Origin of the sequence: Vibrio celticus (genome assembly GCF_024347335.1) — a bacterium.
GTDB lineage: Bacteria > Pseudomonadota > Gammaproteobacteria > Enterobacterales > Vibrionaceae > Vibrio > Vibrio celticus.
On sequence record NZ_AP025463.1, the window covers coordinates 1,948,614 to 1,962,831 of the forward strand.

Sequence of the window (14,218 nt, forward strand, 5' to 3'; positions counted from 1 at the left end):
TTTCCATCAAGCTAATTAATATAACTGACACCGACTTAAATATTCAAACAGAATAGATCATGAATATTCCTCATGTTGAATGTGAAGTAATACCATTGTTAATGGTCAACCTATCCACGTATAAAAACCTTAAGCGATTAACTTTATACGACATTAATTCTACTAAGCATTAATTTCAGACAGCATAGCCTTCGATTCTTAATCCGGTCACAAGCAAAAAAATAAAAGCCGTTTTGATACTAAAGACCGAGAGAATCAGAAAACAAATTGGGATACCAAATCAGCATGAATAAAGAATTTAATTTTACGATTAAGAGCATTAGCCTCGACGAAAACTACCAGCCTGCAGACAGCACGCGCATCACAACCAACTTTGCTAACCTGGCTCGCGGTGACAGCCGCCAAGCGAACTTGCGTAATGCGCTACAAATGATCGATAACAGTTTCAACGCGTTAGCACACTGGGACAACCCGAAGGGCGACCGCTACTCTGTTGAGCTTGAAATCATTTCTGTTGATATGGATATTGAAAGCAACGGCGAAGCATTCCCTTCAATTGAAGTGCTGAAAACCAATATTATAGACCGTAAAACTAACGAGCGTATTGAAGGCATTATCGGAAATAACTTCTCTTCTTATGTACGAGATTATGACTTTAGCGTACGTCTATTGGATCATAATAAAGGCCAAGATAAATTCAGCATTCCAGAAGATTTTGGTGATTTACACGGCAAGCTATTTAAATATTTCGTTAACTCTGACGCTTACAAAAAGAACTTTAATAAGCCACCTGTTATTTGCTTAAGCGTGTCAGATAATAAAACCTATTACCGAACTGAAAACCAACATCCAGTATTAGGTTTTGAATACCAACCGAATGAGTCTTCTTTAACTGAGCAATATTTTAAGAAGATGGGCTTACAGGTTCGTTATTTCATGCCGCCAAACAGTGTTGCACCTTTGGCCTTCTATTTCTTTGGTGATCTGCTGAACGATTACTCTAACCTAGAGCTTATCAGCACTATCAGCACCATGGGTACGTTCCAGAAAATCTACCGACCTGAGATTTACAACGCGAACGCGGTTGCGGGCAACTGCTACCAACCAAACTTGAAAAACTTAGATCACTCGCTGACTCAAATCGTGTACGACCGTGAAGAACGAAGCCAGCTAGCGGTTGAACAAGGTAAATTCGCAGAAGAGAAGTTCATTAAGCCATACCAATCAGTTCTAGAGAACTGGTCGGCAAATTACGCACTTTAATCGTCTATTGCGCTCTCAAACCACCCAAGGATAGGCAGTATTATTATGAAAACACTATTACCGACTTCAACAGCGGGCAGCTTGCCGAAACCATCTTGGCTTGCACAACCAGAGACGCTTTGGTCGCCATGGAAACTGGAAGGCGACGAATTAACGGATGGCAAGCAAGACGCACTGCGCGTATCGCTTCATGAGCAACAGCAAGCCGGCATCGATATCGTGAGTGATGGCGAACAAACCCGTCAACACTTTGTGACGACCTTCATTGAACACCTGAATGGTGTCGATTTCGAGAAGCGTGAAACCGTTAAAATCCGCGACCGCTACGATGCAAGTGTACCGACAGTGGTTGGCCCAGTTTCTCGTCAGAAGTCGGTGTTTGTTGAAGATGCGAAGTTCTTACGTCAGCAAACCGACCAACCTATCAAATGGGCTCTGCCAGGGCCTATGACCATGATTGATACACTTTACGATGCCCATTACCAAAGCCGTGAAAAACTGGCGTGGGAATTTGCGAAGATCCTCAACGAAGAAGCGAAAGAACTAGAAGCTGCAGGCGTTGATATTATCCAGTTCGATGAACCCGCATTTAATGTGTTCTTTGATGAAGTGAACGATTGGGGCATCGCTTGTTTGGAAAGAGCCATTGAAGGGCTTAAATGCGAAACCGCAGTACATATTTGCTATGGCTACGGCATCAAAGCGAATACGGATTGGAAAAAGACACTAGGCACCGAGTGGCGTCAATACGAAGAAGTATTTCCTAAGCTGCAGCAATCGAATATCGATATTATCTCTTTAGAGTGTCACAACTCTCATGTACCTCTTGAGCTACTTGAACTGGTGCGAGGCAAGAAAGTAATGGTCGGTGCGATTGATGTTGCAACCGATTCGATTGAAACACCGGAAGAAGTGGCTAGCACTCTTAGAGAAACACTTAAGTATGTTGATGCAGACAAGCTCTATCCTTGCACCAATTGCGGCATGGCTCCTCTGCCTCGCGACATTGCTTCAGCGAAGCTTAATGCGCTCAGTGCTGGCGCAGAGATCGTTCGTAAAGAGCTTTCAGAGTAACGGTTTCCTAAACAACAAAAACTATGCCTTTAAGCCTAAGTATCATATTAGTGCTTAGGCTCTTTGTTATGTGAGTTAATGAGCTTTACGCGGCTGCTTACCAGGTTTTATCTAAGTCTTGAGCATATAAAGAGATCGCTCGTTGGTACTCTTTGATCGCTTCGCTATTCGTCGTGGAAACTAAAAGCTCAAGTAACAGCGATGTCGCCTCTTTATGGCGACCTAAATTGTACAAGCACATTGCGTAGAAAGGTTTCACTTCTATCGAGTCAGGATACTCAGCCATAGTCTGTTCGAAATAGCTTAAAGCCTCTGCATAGAGACCAAGGCTTCGATAAGTACTCGCCAAACCGAACAGCGCATCAAAACGCTCTACTGAAGAAAGCACGCCAGACAAAGACAGCACATAGTGATCAATCGCCTGTTGCTCTTTGCCTTGGTTGTCGTAAGACCACGCAATCTGTAAATGAGCTTTCGCCGCATAGTTTTCATCAGTGAGTAGCGTTGCCAGTAAATCACGCGACGCTTGGTACTTCTCTTCCTTTCGCAATTCGATTGCTTGTTTGATAATGGTGTCCATAAGTCTCCCTGACGCTTAAGCGCTGTACTATGCGTTCATTTTCTCGAACATCTGTTTATAAGACTGAGTTTGTAGTGCCGATTGAGTCAACCCGAACTTACTGGCTAACAACTCAAGCTCACTTTTATACACAAACAACTTAGACTCATCGTCCGTCATGATAGCAAATTCGGCAAAATCACCAATACCTGCAAGAGAATCGACCGTGATATGGAACTCTCCAACAAAATAGATACTGCGAGTTTTTTGCGCTTCAAGAATCACTTCGTATCCCAGGTTTTCTAGCATGCTCTTGGCATTCGACGCATCGGTGATGTTTGTCGCTTCACATCTATCAGACTCAGGGCCTTTTACGATCCATAGTTTGATGCCCGACGGCTCCATAGTGCGAATACACAAGCTTTTATTCTGAGCCTGTAAGCTTCTATCAGGGCTATCGAAATACCAATCACATTCCTGATTGTCTTGCAGCATTACTTCATGAGGAATTAGGTTCAAAGTTTTCAAGAACTCAGACTTAGAGCTAAGTCGATACTTCAGCTCAACCTCATATTTGCCTTTGAAATGGTCGTTGGTCATAAGATAGCTCAGTGCAAAAAAGGCGATACTAGCACACGAACCGCATCCGAAATACAAACTGACGCACAACACAAACTAAAGCAGTGGAACTATGTTCGACACGCTAACACACGCTGCCATTCTTCTTGGCTCATAGCGCCTTTAGAAAGGTAAATATTGTGTTTCTGCATTGCATCTTTCGTGTATGAAAGCTTGATGAATGATCCAATGTCAAACGGAAGAAAGCTGCGCTGTAAAGTCACATCGCAAGCAACGCCATTTAAACGCACATGACCGTTCGTGATTTCAAATGAGCTATCGCGAAGCTTCCACCACAACATTAGAATTTTAATTAGTGGAGGAACACAAATTATCAACCCTATGGTTAGCAGCGATGAACGGTCACCGTCTGATATCCAATAGACAAGACCTAGTGCAATAACAATAAACAGTAACTCTGAAAATAAGTATTTAACAAAATTTAATTGGATACGGTTATCCATGACACCCTCTCAATGATGATTCTAAAGGCAGCTCCATTTCAACGAGCCCTTTCACTTCAGACAACTGAGTAAAACCTTTTGATTGATAAAGCTTAATGGCGGGATTTTCACTGAACACCCGCAACACTAACTGAGCCGATGCTTGATTGTTCGCATGTTCAATAGCCAAATCGAGACACTTAGAGCCAAAACCTCGACCTTGATAGTCAGCTAATATCTGCAAGTCCCTAAGAAACGTTGTACCACTGGCGTAACTGAAGCGAACAACACCAATACGGCTATCCCCCACATAAATTTCATAGTTATCCAGTTCATCCCAGCTACGTAAAAACTGGCTATGACCCCAAGCGATGCCACGCGCATCGTAGTAACTCGCCATATTCGTTTTGGTGATCGATTCAGCGAACTTAGGGTCTGAACCTTTGACCAACCTTACTTCCATATTGTGTCCATTTTTCAAATCACATCTGAATACGGCATAGCAAAATGCCGCATATGTTGAATCACTTTTAGGTACATTCTGGTTTCACTTCCTCCCATTGTTTATCCCATTCTTCGCCTAACAAATTAGAAAGTTTTTCACAGTCGTATAGATAGCGAAGACTATCTTTACAGTACGCAGTAAGTATTTCAGTTAACTGAGCAGACGCTTTCTCGTTGTCTTTGAGTTTTCCGTACATCATCAAACCAGTCCTAAAGGTGTCTTGATCGAGGTCAGAAGCTTGCTTCGATAACATCCCAAAGGAAATAGCGTTAATAGACAGGGCTAATGCGATCGCATCGCCTTCATCTCTCTCTAATTCACAAGCACTATAACGAGCTAACAAGTTCGATGTTTTAATTAATGGGGCAAGGTCTTTTGTATTTGCATATTTATAGGTTTCAAAACCTTGCCGCACCGCAGCTTTATGACTGTCTTTAATACTCACAACATAGTCTGTCAAAACATGTAAGCTCGCATATGCGCCTAGCCCGAAAGCCACAATGAACACGGCGATTAATCTGATCACTTATCTCTCCTAAAAGAACCTTATGCTGGTCAATTTTAAACGGCGTCTTGTAGTAACAGCCCTACATGTCATTGGCTTTTTCTATAAACCAACTTCCTTGGCACGGTCCATTGGTTAAGTGCCATCGGCCGTCAAATCTATTGCCACTGCCATGTGCGGAAAAACGATAATCCCATTGGCGATGTTTAGCATATAAACGTAAGTCGCCGCTTTCCGTCACCCAACCCTCTAACGGTGTTCCATTGTAGGTAAGCCTTAGGGTAACTTTGCCCTCACGAATAGTTCCGGTAATAGTTGTGCGTTCACACATATTATTGCCAGTGGTGTTAATGCGACGGCCTAGCCACTCACCGTCGAAATCGGTAGAAGGAACAAATTGGGGACTATCAGGAAGTTTAGGAAAGGACTCGGAATTACTGGACCCGAACCATTGGAGCTCACGACCAACAAGGAAGAAGACAACAAAGCCGATTGATATCGCTATCACAAATCCCTTTTTCATTAGCCTCTTCCTAATCAGCTGACCTTAAGAAAAGAACCCTAACATAATGAAAAGTAATAACTTACTATCAATTTAATTAATTTTGATATATTCCACAAATTGCATTCAAATGTTGAATATAGAGAAAGCGGCATCGTAAGAAAATGCCGCGCATTGAGAATCAATTATGGGCAGTGCCGAAAGATCTGCACAGAAAAACCTAACCTTCTAGGGCATTGCGCCAATACTGAACGGTTTTCTCCGACACCGAGCCTGTCTCGGTCGTCGCTGATACTAAGAAGTCACATAACCGAGTTGCGACCTCTTCATTACCTAACAAGTATAAACTGCGAATGGCTCGCGTTAGCCTTAACTGGTTATGGTCATGATTCTTTAGCCATACGTGATTCGCCGGGCTAAGTGGTAACGACGAAGATATTTCATTCCCGTTGCGCTGCATGCCCCAAAACTCAAGCATCAGGTCAAGCACTTGTAGATGAGCTGTGCGAAGCGCTTCTGAGTCAGCAAAAAGCACCTTATCTTCTTGAGTAACCAACGGGGCATGTTGATTAAACTTAGTCCCCTCATCTGTTGGGAAAAATACTTGAATGTACTTATGGTCATGCTCCAACCAAAAATGATTGTAAGCCAATAACTGTTCTATATTTCGACCAAATTTATCTGGCGCTTCACCAGATATAAAGCGAGCAATCTCACTCATTTTAAAATCCTACTGACTATACCCCCCTCACTTGTGGGCGAATGCATTATTACCCAGTAAGCCTTGAAAAGCCTAGTCCTTTACGTTGTAAGTACCGATCTGACTTAGAACTCCACACCCCACGCGTTAGGAATCACTTTTGAATAATTTCGACTTATTTTTCCAACAATCGACACTGATACTCTGCGACACATTTTAGCTCTGCTGCATGTTTAGGGAATCGTTCGTGAAGAAAACACAATGCATTCGTTGGCGTAGCGTATGAGTTTTAGACTTAAGCCAGCAACCAGTGTGTTAATAACTGAGTACTAAAACCTGAACGACTAAAAGAGATAGGTAATATAGGCACCGAAAGATTACATCTTTCAAAGGAAAAACCCTTCAGAAAGCGTCCTCCGGTGCATATAGATTCAAGCGACTAACGCAAGAGACTAGCGTAAGCGTCTCAACACAACCTGCTGATCGAGCTCATTCTGATAATCTGTGTAATCAAGCCCTTGATCAAATATGTACTCAGTGACAAGGGTACGAATGCACTCAACCAATGTGCTTGCTTGCCAAGGCTTTTCAAAGTAACGGTCGATGCCTGCTGCATTAATCGCATTGATGGTATCAGTATGAGTGGCCTGCCCCGTAAGAAGAATTTTCTTTGTATTCGGAAAGCGGCTGTCATGAAACACTTCAGTGAGTAACTCCACACCCGTTTTCCCTGGCATCACATGATCAGACACGATGACGGTAATGTGTTCACCTTCTGCGTCAAGTTCATCAATGAGATCAAGCACTTCTTGCGCTGATTCACAATCTTCAATATTCAGCCAACTCGCCAGCGGCTCTAAATCTTGTATCACTGCGCTCAGTACTTCTCTCTGGTCATCGACACAGATTAAATTAAGCTTCTCCATGTTCACCCTCTATTGGTAACTTGATTCTAAATACAGTTTTAGAAGCATCACTTTTCACAATGATACTTCCGCCATAACCCGCCACAATCCGCTTAACTACTGATAAACCCAAGCCCAATCCAAACGATAAACCACCTTTTTTAGTGGTGAAGTTGGGCTGAAATATCTTTCTACGAGTCCCCTCGTCTATCTCAGGGCCGTTATTCGTGATCGTAACTAATATTCTTTTCTTACTTAATCTGGTTTGAATTTCTATTGTGGCATCGTCTGAATTCGACATTGCATCACAAGCATTCTTTACAATGTTGACCCAAATCTGAACGAGCTCTGTTTTCGAGCCTTTAAAAGACGGTAAATCCGCAGGGCTCAATCGCACAGACATTCGACGTAACTCACTTTGTAACAACGATAAGGCATGGTTAATGGAGTCGTTAATATCAACCGCTTCTTCGGTGTCGATATCCGTTCTGCCAAGTTGCTTAACCGATTTTACGATGCCGACAGTGTGTCTAGATGCCAAACGTAAATCATGTAAATCACAGCCCATCTGCCAAAAACGAATCGCTTCTTCTGGGTTTTTCAGCCAGTGCTTTGAAATAACGTCTGTTGCAGATAAAGCGTCAATTGGAATCGCCTTTGCAAGAGAGCGAGCAATGTTTTTGTCTAAACCATATTTTCTTTCAAATTGTCGCCCACGTGTTCGTGCTTCTAACGACGACGTTTTCTGACCATGTATTAACCCAAAATCGAAAAATTGACTGGCTTCTGGATGCACTTCTTCAAGCAGATCCATGATGACCGTTTCAAGTCGACCAGATTTACTATTTACCACACCAATAGCGTTGTTAAGTTCATGAGCAATCCCTGCAGCTAATTGACCCAAGGTCGTCATTTGCTCAGCAGTATGTAACTTCTCTAGCGCTTTTTGTTTCGCGATCGCTTCCTGTGTTGCTCGGCGTTGACGACGCGACAACTCATTGACAATCACAGGTGTGAACTGTGCGGTAAGAGGACCAAACTTACGTTCATCTTCTGCTGGCGTGTCTTTATCGATCCACGCTAACTCAACATCGGTTTTAGCAACAACCGTTGAAGATGCAGTCCAATTACCTGAAAAGAAGCTATGAACGCCTATAAAAGCCCCACTACCCGCGCTAAATACTCGCACTTGCGGTGTATTCGCATCGGTATAAAACCCTTCCAGTTCTCCACTAAACACATAATATAAACGTGTGTTTAACGCTGATTGTTCAATAATGGTGTTACCGGCACGGCACGTCACCCGGCGTTCTGTTTGGTTAAAATAGCGCTCGATAAGTGCTTCTAACTTATGTTGATACACGTATCGTTATCCTATGTGACCAATTGAATGTAGCAGCCACACCATAACAAAACTCAGTAGCACACCAACCACACCCAAAATAATACCGATTCTGGCCATTTGATTACTTTGCACATGACCCGTGGCATGAGCCAACGCATTCGGTGGTGTACTGATTGGCAGCGACATACCTAATGAAGCGGCAAAGGTCACAACCAGAATTAACGTTATCTCACCGCCTAGTGGCGTGAGTGAAACCATAGACGAACCTAATGCAGCCATAATTGGCATTAACAAGTTGGCCGTTGCGGTATGAGACATAAAGTTTGCCATTAGCAAACACAAGAACGCCGCTCCGAACAACACCACATATGGTGAGTAAGCATCAAACGGAATGCTGTGTACCACGAGCCTTGCTAAGCCAGTTTTATCGAGAGCTAAACCAAGCGCAATACCACCTGATACAAGCCACAGTACGTCCCAAGAAATCTTTTTCAGGTCTTCTTTATTGATGATCCCTGTGAGTGAGAACACAGCGACAGGAATCAGAGCGACGGTATAAGAGTTCATGCCATGGCTTGAGCCCATTAACCAAAGAATGATAGTCAGCGCAAAAGTGACGTACACCGCAATGGCTTTAGGCGTTTTAAGGAATTTACCTTTAATACTTAGCTCGATTTTCTTTTGGTCAGCTTTGTACATAAAGCCGATTAAAAACCACGCTAACGCCATCATAATAACGACAAACGGCACACCAAATGCCATCCATTCGCCAAACGTGATGAGGTTATCGCCAACTAAATATTTAAGTGCGATAGCGTTCGGGGGGGTGCCGATCGGGGTACCAATGCCACCGATGTTAGCTGCAACAGGGATACAAAGCGCAAACGCTACACGACCGGGGTCTTTCGGACCAAACACAGCCAATACCGGCGTTAAAATAGAGAGCATCATTGCCGTTGTTGCCGTGTTAGACATAAACATCGAAAAGATACCAGTGATCAACATTAAGCCGAGCATCACAAACTTTGGATCTTGTCCAAATGGCTTCAACAACACGCGAGCTAAGTTTACGTCTAATCGATACTTAGTGGCGGCCATCGCTAAGAAGAAACCACCCAAAAACAGCATGATGATTGGGCTGGCGAATGTCGCCATGATGTCGCTGTATTTTAACAACTCACCAAAATGTTCCTCCCCATGCTCAAACCTTAAAAAGATCAGCCCTTTATCCGACAACATCAATAATTGCAGAACGATAATAACAACAGACGTCGCGTAAATCGGGATAGGCTCGAACACCCAGCACAATGCCGCTAATAAAAAGATCGCAATAACGCGTTGTTGAATAATCGTAAGGCCTTCAAATGGAAACGCTGATAGCGGCATTACGAGGATAATGAAAGGAATTAAAATTGGGATAATGTATTTAATATAGGGGCGCATAGCACAAAAACTCTTCCTGAGATAACAACTACTTAGAAATTAGATTTACAGCTCTAATTTAGATCCGACAACGAATTATCGAGCTCTTATCACTATCTCACTATCGGCTAGATCAATGATTACGTGATCGCGATACCCCCAGTTTCGTTTCTGTGCGCTACCTCAATGTTTGTATGTCATTTATTGTTGTAATTAAATTCAGGAGAGTGGTTTCTACGTTTCTAGTCATACTCCGTTCCAGTTATTCTAGGTATTGTCAGAACAGGTCTGTCACTTAAGTCATGTCCATAAATTGAGGACCGCTTCTGAGTAACCTCTCAAATATATGAGTTAGACTTACTCGGATTGTGCGTGGTTTTGCATTTCCTTTTGCCGTAAGTTTATTTTCAAGCTCGCTTAGTAGAGCATGGAAGAAATAATAAAAAGATACCTATTCTCCCCCGAAAACAGTTCTACACAACACAACTTTCGACCGGCTAATAACATGACTATTGTTACATCTAAAAAACGTCCTACCGTTGGCATTGTGCTGCCTATGCTCAGTGGCTTCTACATGGGCGAGCTAAATGCAACCCTTAGAAGGCTTGCGAAAAACCATAAAGTCAATCTGATCTTCATCCGCTCGGGTGAGCGAAGAGATTTTAAACTTCCTATATATTTTAATCATCTCGATGCCCTTGTGGTCGTTCTCCATGCAGCGACAGTAAAGTTGATCGAAGAAGCTATAAACGCAAACATTCCAGTCATTTCTATTGGAGCAAGCTATGCGCCGCTGCCCGTTGAGCAGTATTATAGTGTGCAAAGCGATGGTGTCACTAAGCTCTATGAATGGTTACAAAGTCAAGGACACGAAGAAATCGGCTTTTGTGGCGATCTCACTGTTAATGATATCAGGTCTCGCTTCAAAGCATATCAACGCACGGTGATTGATCATAAAGGCTCATTCAACCAACGCCATTTCTTCCGCGTGTCGAATTGTTCTCTATCTGGGGGACGAGAAGCCGCAATAGAATTTATACAGCGTAAATCCAAATGCACTGCGGTTATCTGCGCAACTGACCACAATGCTGTAGGTATGATGGAGCAACTGTCTCACAGCAATATCTCGGTACCTGACGATGTCGCCATCGTAGGCATTGATAATATTTTCGTCGGTCAACAATTCAATCCCAAGTTAACAACAGTAGACCAACAGCTTGAGCTTCTAGCGACGCAAGTATTTCACCGCGTGTTGGAACGTATTTCTGGGAAGCCTTTTAATAATGCCAATAATAGTGTCCCGCAAAAGCTCATCGTTCATCAGTCTTGCGGTAACACAAACCCAGATCTCGAACATAAAGAAGATATCAACTCGACTCGCCAAATCCTCTTAAATGTGCAAGGGCGTTCTCCCGCTGAGATATTCGAAAATTTCTATTCACAAGCACAAGGAGGTTTTGACTCAATTAGAGATGCTCAAAGCCTTTACGGAAACAATCTTGACTGGGCCTGTCTCGCTGAGTGTAATTCGGAGCAATACACTATTAGGAAATGGGTAGAAAAAGGCATGACTCAGCCAACTACCCTACCGCAACAAACAGATATTCAAGACGATATTCGCAATTTCCCATTTTTCGAACGCTATGATCATTTCGTTGCTTCCATTCTTCCTATCAACTCAGGGCAAGAAGATCACTGGAAGCTCGTCGCTGTTGTTGATTCATTGCAAGATCACCAAGATATCGGTACACAATCGGTATTCAACAATTATTTAGATATGCTCGCACTGTTCATCGAGCGCGACGAGCTTATCAATACAAGTAACAATCGTCAGAAGAACTCCCAACAGTTGTTGCAACAGCTCAAAGTAGTATCTAACAGCTCAAACGATGGTATCTGGGATTGGGACTTACTAACCAATACTCTTGTCTGGAACAGTCGGTTAACCAAAATGATTGGCTGTCAAGATACCTTTTCTGATCGTAAGTTAGGATGTGACCATCTGTTCCAATATATACACTCAGAAGACTTAGAACTTCTCGAGTCCGCCATTCATAACCACTTAAACGAAGAAGTACCGTTCAAATGTGAATTCAGGATGAAGACGCAACATCGCGGATATATCTGGGTTCATGCCAATGGCTCAGCGGTTCATAATGCAGAAGGGCAGGCTGTGCGCTTCATTGGCTCAATGACGGATGTAACTCAAGAGCGAGAAGATGCGGAAAAGATTCAACACATGGCGTATTATGATGCGCTTACTGGCATCGCTAATCGCCGGAAAATAATGGAAAGCATCGCGCAACACATTGTGAAACGACCTAACCAAAAACGCGCGGTCATGTTGATGGATCTTAACCGTTTTAAGATTATCAACGACTCTTTTGGTCATCACGTCGGTGATGCACTTCTTTGCCACGTGACCAAACATATTCAGAACGTGCTATCAAGTGAACACCTTGTCGCACGTTTGGGAGGTGACGAATTCTTGTTTTTGTGTGATGTCAGTTCCGAAGCAGACATCAACGCACTCGCCACGCAGATTTTAAATGCCGTTCAAAACCCATTGATCGTTGATGATATTGAGATTATCAGCCAAGGAAGCCTAGGCATCGCTATGTATCCTTATGATGGCGTAAGTGCCGAAGAATTAATTAAGCAGGCCGACATTGCCATGTATCAAGCTAAAAAGCTGGGAGGACAAAGCTATCTCAACTTTCAAAGGTCAATGGCAAAAGAGACGGAAAACATAATCGAAATAGAGCACCAACTCAGTCGTGCCATCGCTCAACAAGAAATAAAGGTGCACTACCAACCTCAATATTGTGGGCAAGATGAAAAGATTACTGCTGTTGAAGCACTAGCAAGATGGGAATCTCCAACATTGGGGGATGTCCCTCCTGACCAGTTTATCGAGGTTGCTGAATCAGCTGGCCTAATCAGCAAGCTTGGTGAATGTATCATTCATCGAGTTTGTAAGGATGTTGAAGGATCTGAATGGCTACAAACCATGAGCCATATTTCCATTAATATCAGTGCAAAACAGCTGATACAGCCTCACTTCGCTCAAGAAATCATTCGAACTATTCGCCAATACCAGCTTCCTTTGACGTTATTCTGTATTGAGATAACCGAATCAGCAGCAATTGTCGATTACGAGTTATGCATAAACTCACTTAAAGAACTACACGATGTAGGCATTTCTATCTCTCTTGACGATTTTGGAACGGGATTCTCTTCTCTATCTCTACTAAAGCAACTTCCACTAAGTGAAGTAAAGATCGACCGTTCATTTATCTCTGACATAACTCAAGGGCAGACCAACTTAGACTTCGTCAACACTATGATCATGATGGGTAAAAGCTTGGGCTATCGTGTTGTAGCTGAAGGGGTGGAAACTGCTGATCATAACCAACGCCTAAACGGACTGGGGATAGATCTGCTGCAAGGTTATTACTTCAGTAAACCTCGACCATTAAGTGAACTGGAATCAGAAGTGGCTATCAAATTGACTAGAGCTTAACCGTGGCACAACGGCATTATTGAAAAGTAATGCCATTCTTATTCACGCTTTGCGTTAACTTTACTGCCTATTGGCAGGTTAACGGAATAAAAATGAGCGTAAACAGTAGATGTTTAGAACCACAGATAGACCTCGTTGAGATGCCTTATCTGGACTACGACAAACAGACGTACTACCCCAATCAGACAGTTATCTTCTGGCCTCGCTACCGCTGGGGCGAAGGCGGAAATGCTGTCGCATCGTTTGCACCAGTCACGATTTCGCCAACAGAGTAAGTCGTTTCTTATTGAGCTAGGGCTTAATCGCTAGGCCCTAACTCTTCATTATCGAAGCTAAGTAAAACACAAGAGACCTACTCAGAACCTAATTACAGGGAGTAATCAAACACAATGATGTCTTCTAAAAGCGGACGAAACACATCTTTCAGCGCATCATGCTCAGGGTGCGGAAGGTAATTCTGGCGGCCTTCTTCATCGGCGAACGTCATTAACACCGAGTGGGTATAACCTTGATTCTTGTTTTCAGGGCTGTCATTTAATCCCCATTCTACTGAAGTGACCCCTTCAACCTTGTTTGGCATCGCTTCAAACAGCATCTTTAGTTTTTGAACCTCTGAAGCCTCAGCGTTTTCTTTAAACTTAATCAGTAGAATATGACGAATCATTCCCGTTTCTTTTTGAGTCATTCCTTGTCCTTTCGAGTCGTTCGCTTACTGGTTTGTAATGCTTAACCAACACCCAATAGCGATCTAAATTAAAGAACAACAAAATGCCACACGTTACACAACATGCCAAGGCTAGATCGCTAGAGTTTATAAAATACTCCACAACCCAATAACGAAAAATGCTGCACCC

Annotated in this window: 14 protein-coding genes and 1 pseudogene; 4 read left to right on the forward strand and 11 right to left on the reverse strand. The window is 43.0% G+C overall.

Annotated elements, in window-relative coordinates:
* Window positions 1-285 precede the first annotated feature (285 nt).
* Together OCV19_RS09045 and OCV19_RS09050 are read left to right on the forward strand one after the other, a co-directional pair.
* Window positions 286-1,263 (forward strand): DUF1852 domain-containing protein, encoded by a 978-nt coding sequence (locus OCV19_RS09045; protein WP_065677542.1) that lies wholly within the window; start codon window positions 286-288, stop codon window positions 1,261-1,263.
* 45 nt (window positions 1,264-1,308) lie between these two features.
* Window positions 1,309-2,337: a methionine synthase gene (locus OCV19_RS09050; protein ID WP_086738407.1), complete on the forward strand. Its 1,029-nt coding sequence runs from the start codon at window positions 1,309-1,311 to the stop codon at window positions 2,335-2,337.
* 97 nt (window positions 2,338-2,434) lie between these two features.
* Here the strand turns inward: OCV19_RS09050 and OCV19_RS09055 are convergent, their stop codons facing one another.
* The 10 genes from OCV19_RS09055 to OCV19_RS09100 form a co-directional block, all read right to left on the reverse strand.
* Window positions 2,435-2,917, reverse strand: coding sequence for a tetratricopeptide repeat protein (locus OCV19_RS09055; protein WP_054542164.1), 483 nt, complete (start codon window positions 2,915-2,917; stop codon window positions 2,435-2,437).
* Between the two features lie 27 nt (window positions 2,918-2,944).
* Entirely contained in the window at window positions 2,945-3,496 is a 552-nt protein-coding gene (gene cyaB / locus OCV19_RS09060; RefSeq protein ID WP_065677540.1) for a class IV adenylate cyclase, read from the reverse strand.
* A gap of 89 nt (window positions 3,497-3,585) precedes the next feature.
* Window positions 3,586-3,978, reverse strand: coding sequence for a hypothetical protein (locus OCV19_RS09065; RefSeq protein WP_065677539.1), 393 nt, complete (start codon window positions 3,976-3,978; stop codon window positions 3,586-3,588).
* Window positions 3,971-4,420, reverse strand: coding sequence for a GNAT family N-acetyltransferase (locus tag OCV19_RS09070; RefSeq protein ID WP_065677538.1), 450 nt, complete (start codon window positions 4,418-4,420; stop codon window positions 3,971-3,973). The genes OCV19_RS09065 and OCV19_RS09070 overlap by 8 nt, the downstream gene beginning before the upstream one ends.
* A gap of 67 nt (window positions 4,421-4,487) precedes the next feature.
* Complete coding sequence (locus OCV19_RS09075) at window positions 4,488-4,988, reverse strand: hypothetical protein (RefSeq protein WP_065677537.1); 501 nt, start codon at window positions 4,986-4,988, stop codon at window positions 4,488-4,490.
* Window positions 4,989-5,049: 61 nt separating this feature from the next.
* Window positions 5,050-5,490 carry a hypothetical protein gene (locus tag OCV19_RS09080; protein WP_065677536.1) on the reverse strand — a complete coding sequence of 147 codons (441 nt, stop codon included), beginning with the start codon at window positions 5,488-5,490 and terminating at the stop codon, window positions 5,050-5,052.
* 199 nt (window positions 5,491-5,689) lie between these two features.
* Window positions 5,690-6,190: an opioid growth factor receptor-related protein gene (locus OCV19_RS09085; protein ID WP_065677535.1), complete on the reverse strand. Its 501-nt coding sequence runs from the start codon at window positions 6,188-6,190 to the stop codon at window positions 5,690-5,692.
* 431 nt (window positions 6,191-6,621) lie between these two features.
* On the reverse strand, window positions 6,622-7,095 hold the full coding sequence (locus tag OCV19_RS09090; protein ID WP_017070648.1) for a response regulator: 474 nt from the start codon (window positions 7,093-7,095) through the stop codon (window positions 6,622-6,624).
* The gene (locus tag OCV19_RS09095; protein WP_065677534.1) at window positions 7,082-8,437 is read right to left on the reverse strand and encodes an ATP-binding protein; all 1,356 of its coding nucleotides are present in this window, start codon (window positions 8,435-8,437) and stop codon (window positions 7,082-7,084) included. Before OCV19_RS09095 ends, OCV19_RS09090 begins: the two co-directional genes overlap by 14 nt.
* 6 nt (window positions 8,438-8,443) lie before the next feature.
* Window positions 8,444-9,862: an SLC13 family permease gene (locus OCV19_RS09100; protein ID WP_065677533.1), complete on the reverse strand. Its 1,419-nt coding sequence runs from the start codon at window positions 9,860-9,862 to the stop codon at window positions 8,444-8,446.
* Between the two features lie 484 nt (window positions 9,863-10,346).
* On the opposite strand from OCV19_RS09100, the gene OCV19_RS09105 reads away from it, so the two are divergent.
* Window positions 10,347-13,364 (forward strand): EAL domain-containing protein, encoded by a 3,018-nt coding sequence (locus OCV19_RS09105; RefSeq protein ID WP_083994397.1) that lies wholly within the window; start codon window positions 10,347-10,349, stop codon window positions 13,362-13,364.
* A 29-nt stretch (window positions 13,365-13,393) separates the two neighbouring features.
* Window positions 13,394-13,582: pseudogene (locus tag OCV19_RS09110) on the forward strand (DUF3103 family protein); the annotation flags it as partial.
* A gap of 149 nt (window positions 13,583-13,731) precedes the next feature.
* Here OCV19_RS09110 and OCV19_RS09115 read toward each other — a convergent pair.
* Window positions 13,732-14,049, reverse strand: coding sequence for a Dabb family protein (locus OCV19_RS09115; RefSeq protein WP_009846539.1), 318 nt, complete (start codon window positions 14,047-14,049; stop codon window positions 13,732-13,734).
* Window positions 14,050-14,218 lie beyond the last annotated feature (169 nt).

What these genes read in the sequence shown, in the direction of transcription:
- OCV19_RS09045 (WP_065677542.1), top strand. Translation starts at nt 286, where the DNA reads ATGAATAAAGAATTTAATTTTACGATTAAGAGCATTAGCCTCGACGAA.
- OCV19_RS09050 (WP_086738407.1), top strand. Translation starts at nt 1,309, where the DNA reads ATGAAAACACTATTACCGACTTCAACAGCGGGCAGCTTGCCGAAACCA.
- OCV19_RS09055 (WP_054542164.1), bottom strand. Translation starts at nt 2,917, where the DNA reads ATGGACACCATTATCAAACAAGCAATCGAATTGCGAAAGGAAGAGAAG.
- cyaB (WP_065677540.1), bottom strand. Translation starts at nt 3,496, where the DNA reads ATGACCAACGACCATTTCAAAGGCAAATATGAGGTTGAGCTGAAGTAT.
- OCV19_RS09065 (WP_065677539.1), bottom strand. Translation starts at nt 3,978, where the DNA reads ATGGATAACCGTATCCAATTAAATTTTGTTAAATACTTATTTTCAGAG.
- OCV19_RS09070 (WP_065677538.1), bottom strand. Translation starts at nt 4,420, where the DNA reads ATGGAAGTAAGGTTGGTCAAAGGTTCAGACCCTAAGTTCGCTGAATCG.
- OCV19_RS09080 (WP_065677536.1), bottom strand. Translation starts at nt 5,490, where the DNA reads ATGAAAAAGGGATTTGTGATAGCGATATCAATCGGCTTTGTTGTCTTC.
- OCV19_RS09085 (WP_065677535.1), bottom strand. Translation starts at nt 6,190, where the DNA reads ATGAGTGAGATTGCTCGCTTTATATCTGGTGAAGCGCCAGATAAATTT.
- OCV19_RS09090 (WP_017070648.1), bottom strand. Translation starts at nt 7,095, where the DNA reads ATGGAGAAGCTTAATTTAATCTGTGTCGATGACCAGAGAGAAGTACTG.
- OCV19_RS09100 (WP_065677533.1), bottom strand. Translation starts at nt 9,862, where the DNA reads ATGCGCCCCTATATTAAATACATTATCCCAATTTTAATTCCTTTCATT.
- OCV19_RS09105 (WP_083994397.1), top strand. Translation starts at nt 10,347, where the DNA reads ATGACTATTGTTACATCTAAAAAACGTCCTACCGTTGGCATTGTGCTG.
- OCV19_RS09115 (WP_009846539.1), bottom strand. Translation starts at nt 14,049, where the DNA reads ATGACTCAAAAAGAAACGGGAATGATTCGTCATATTCTACTGATTAAG.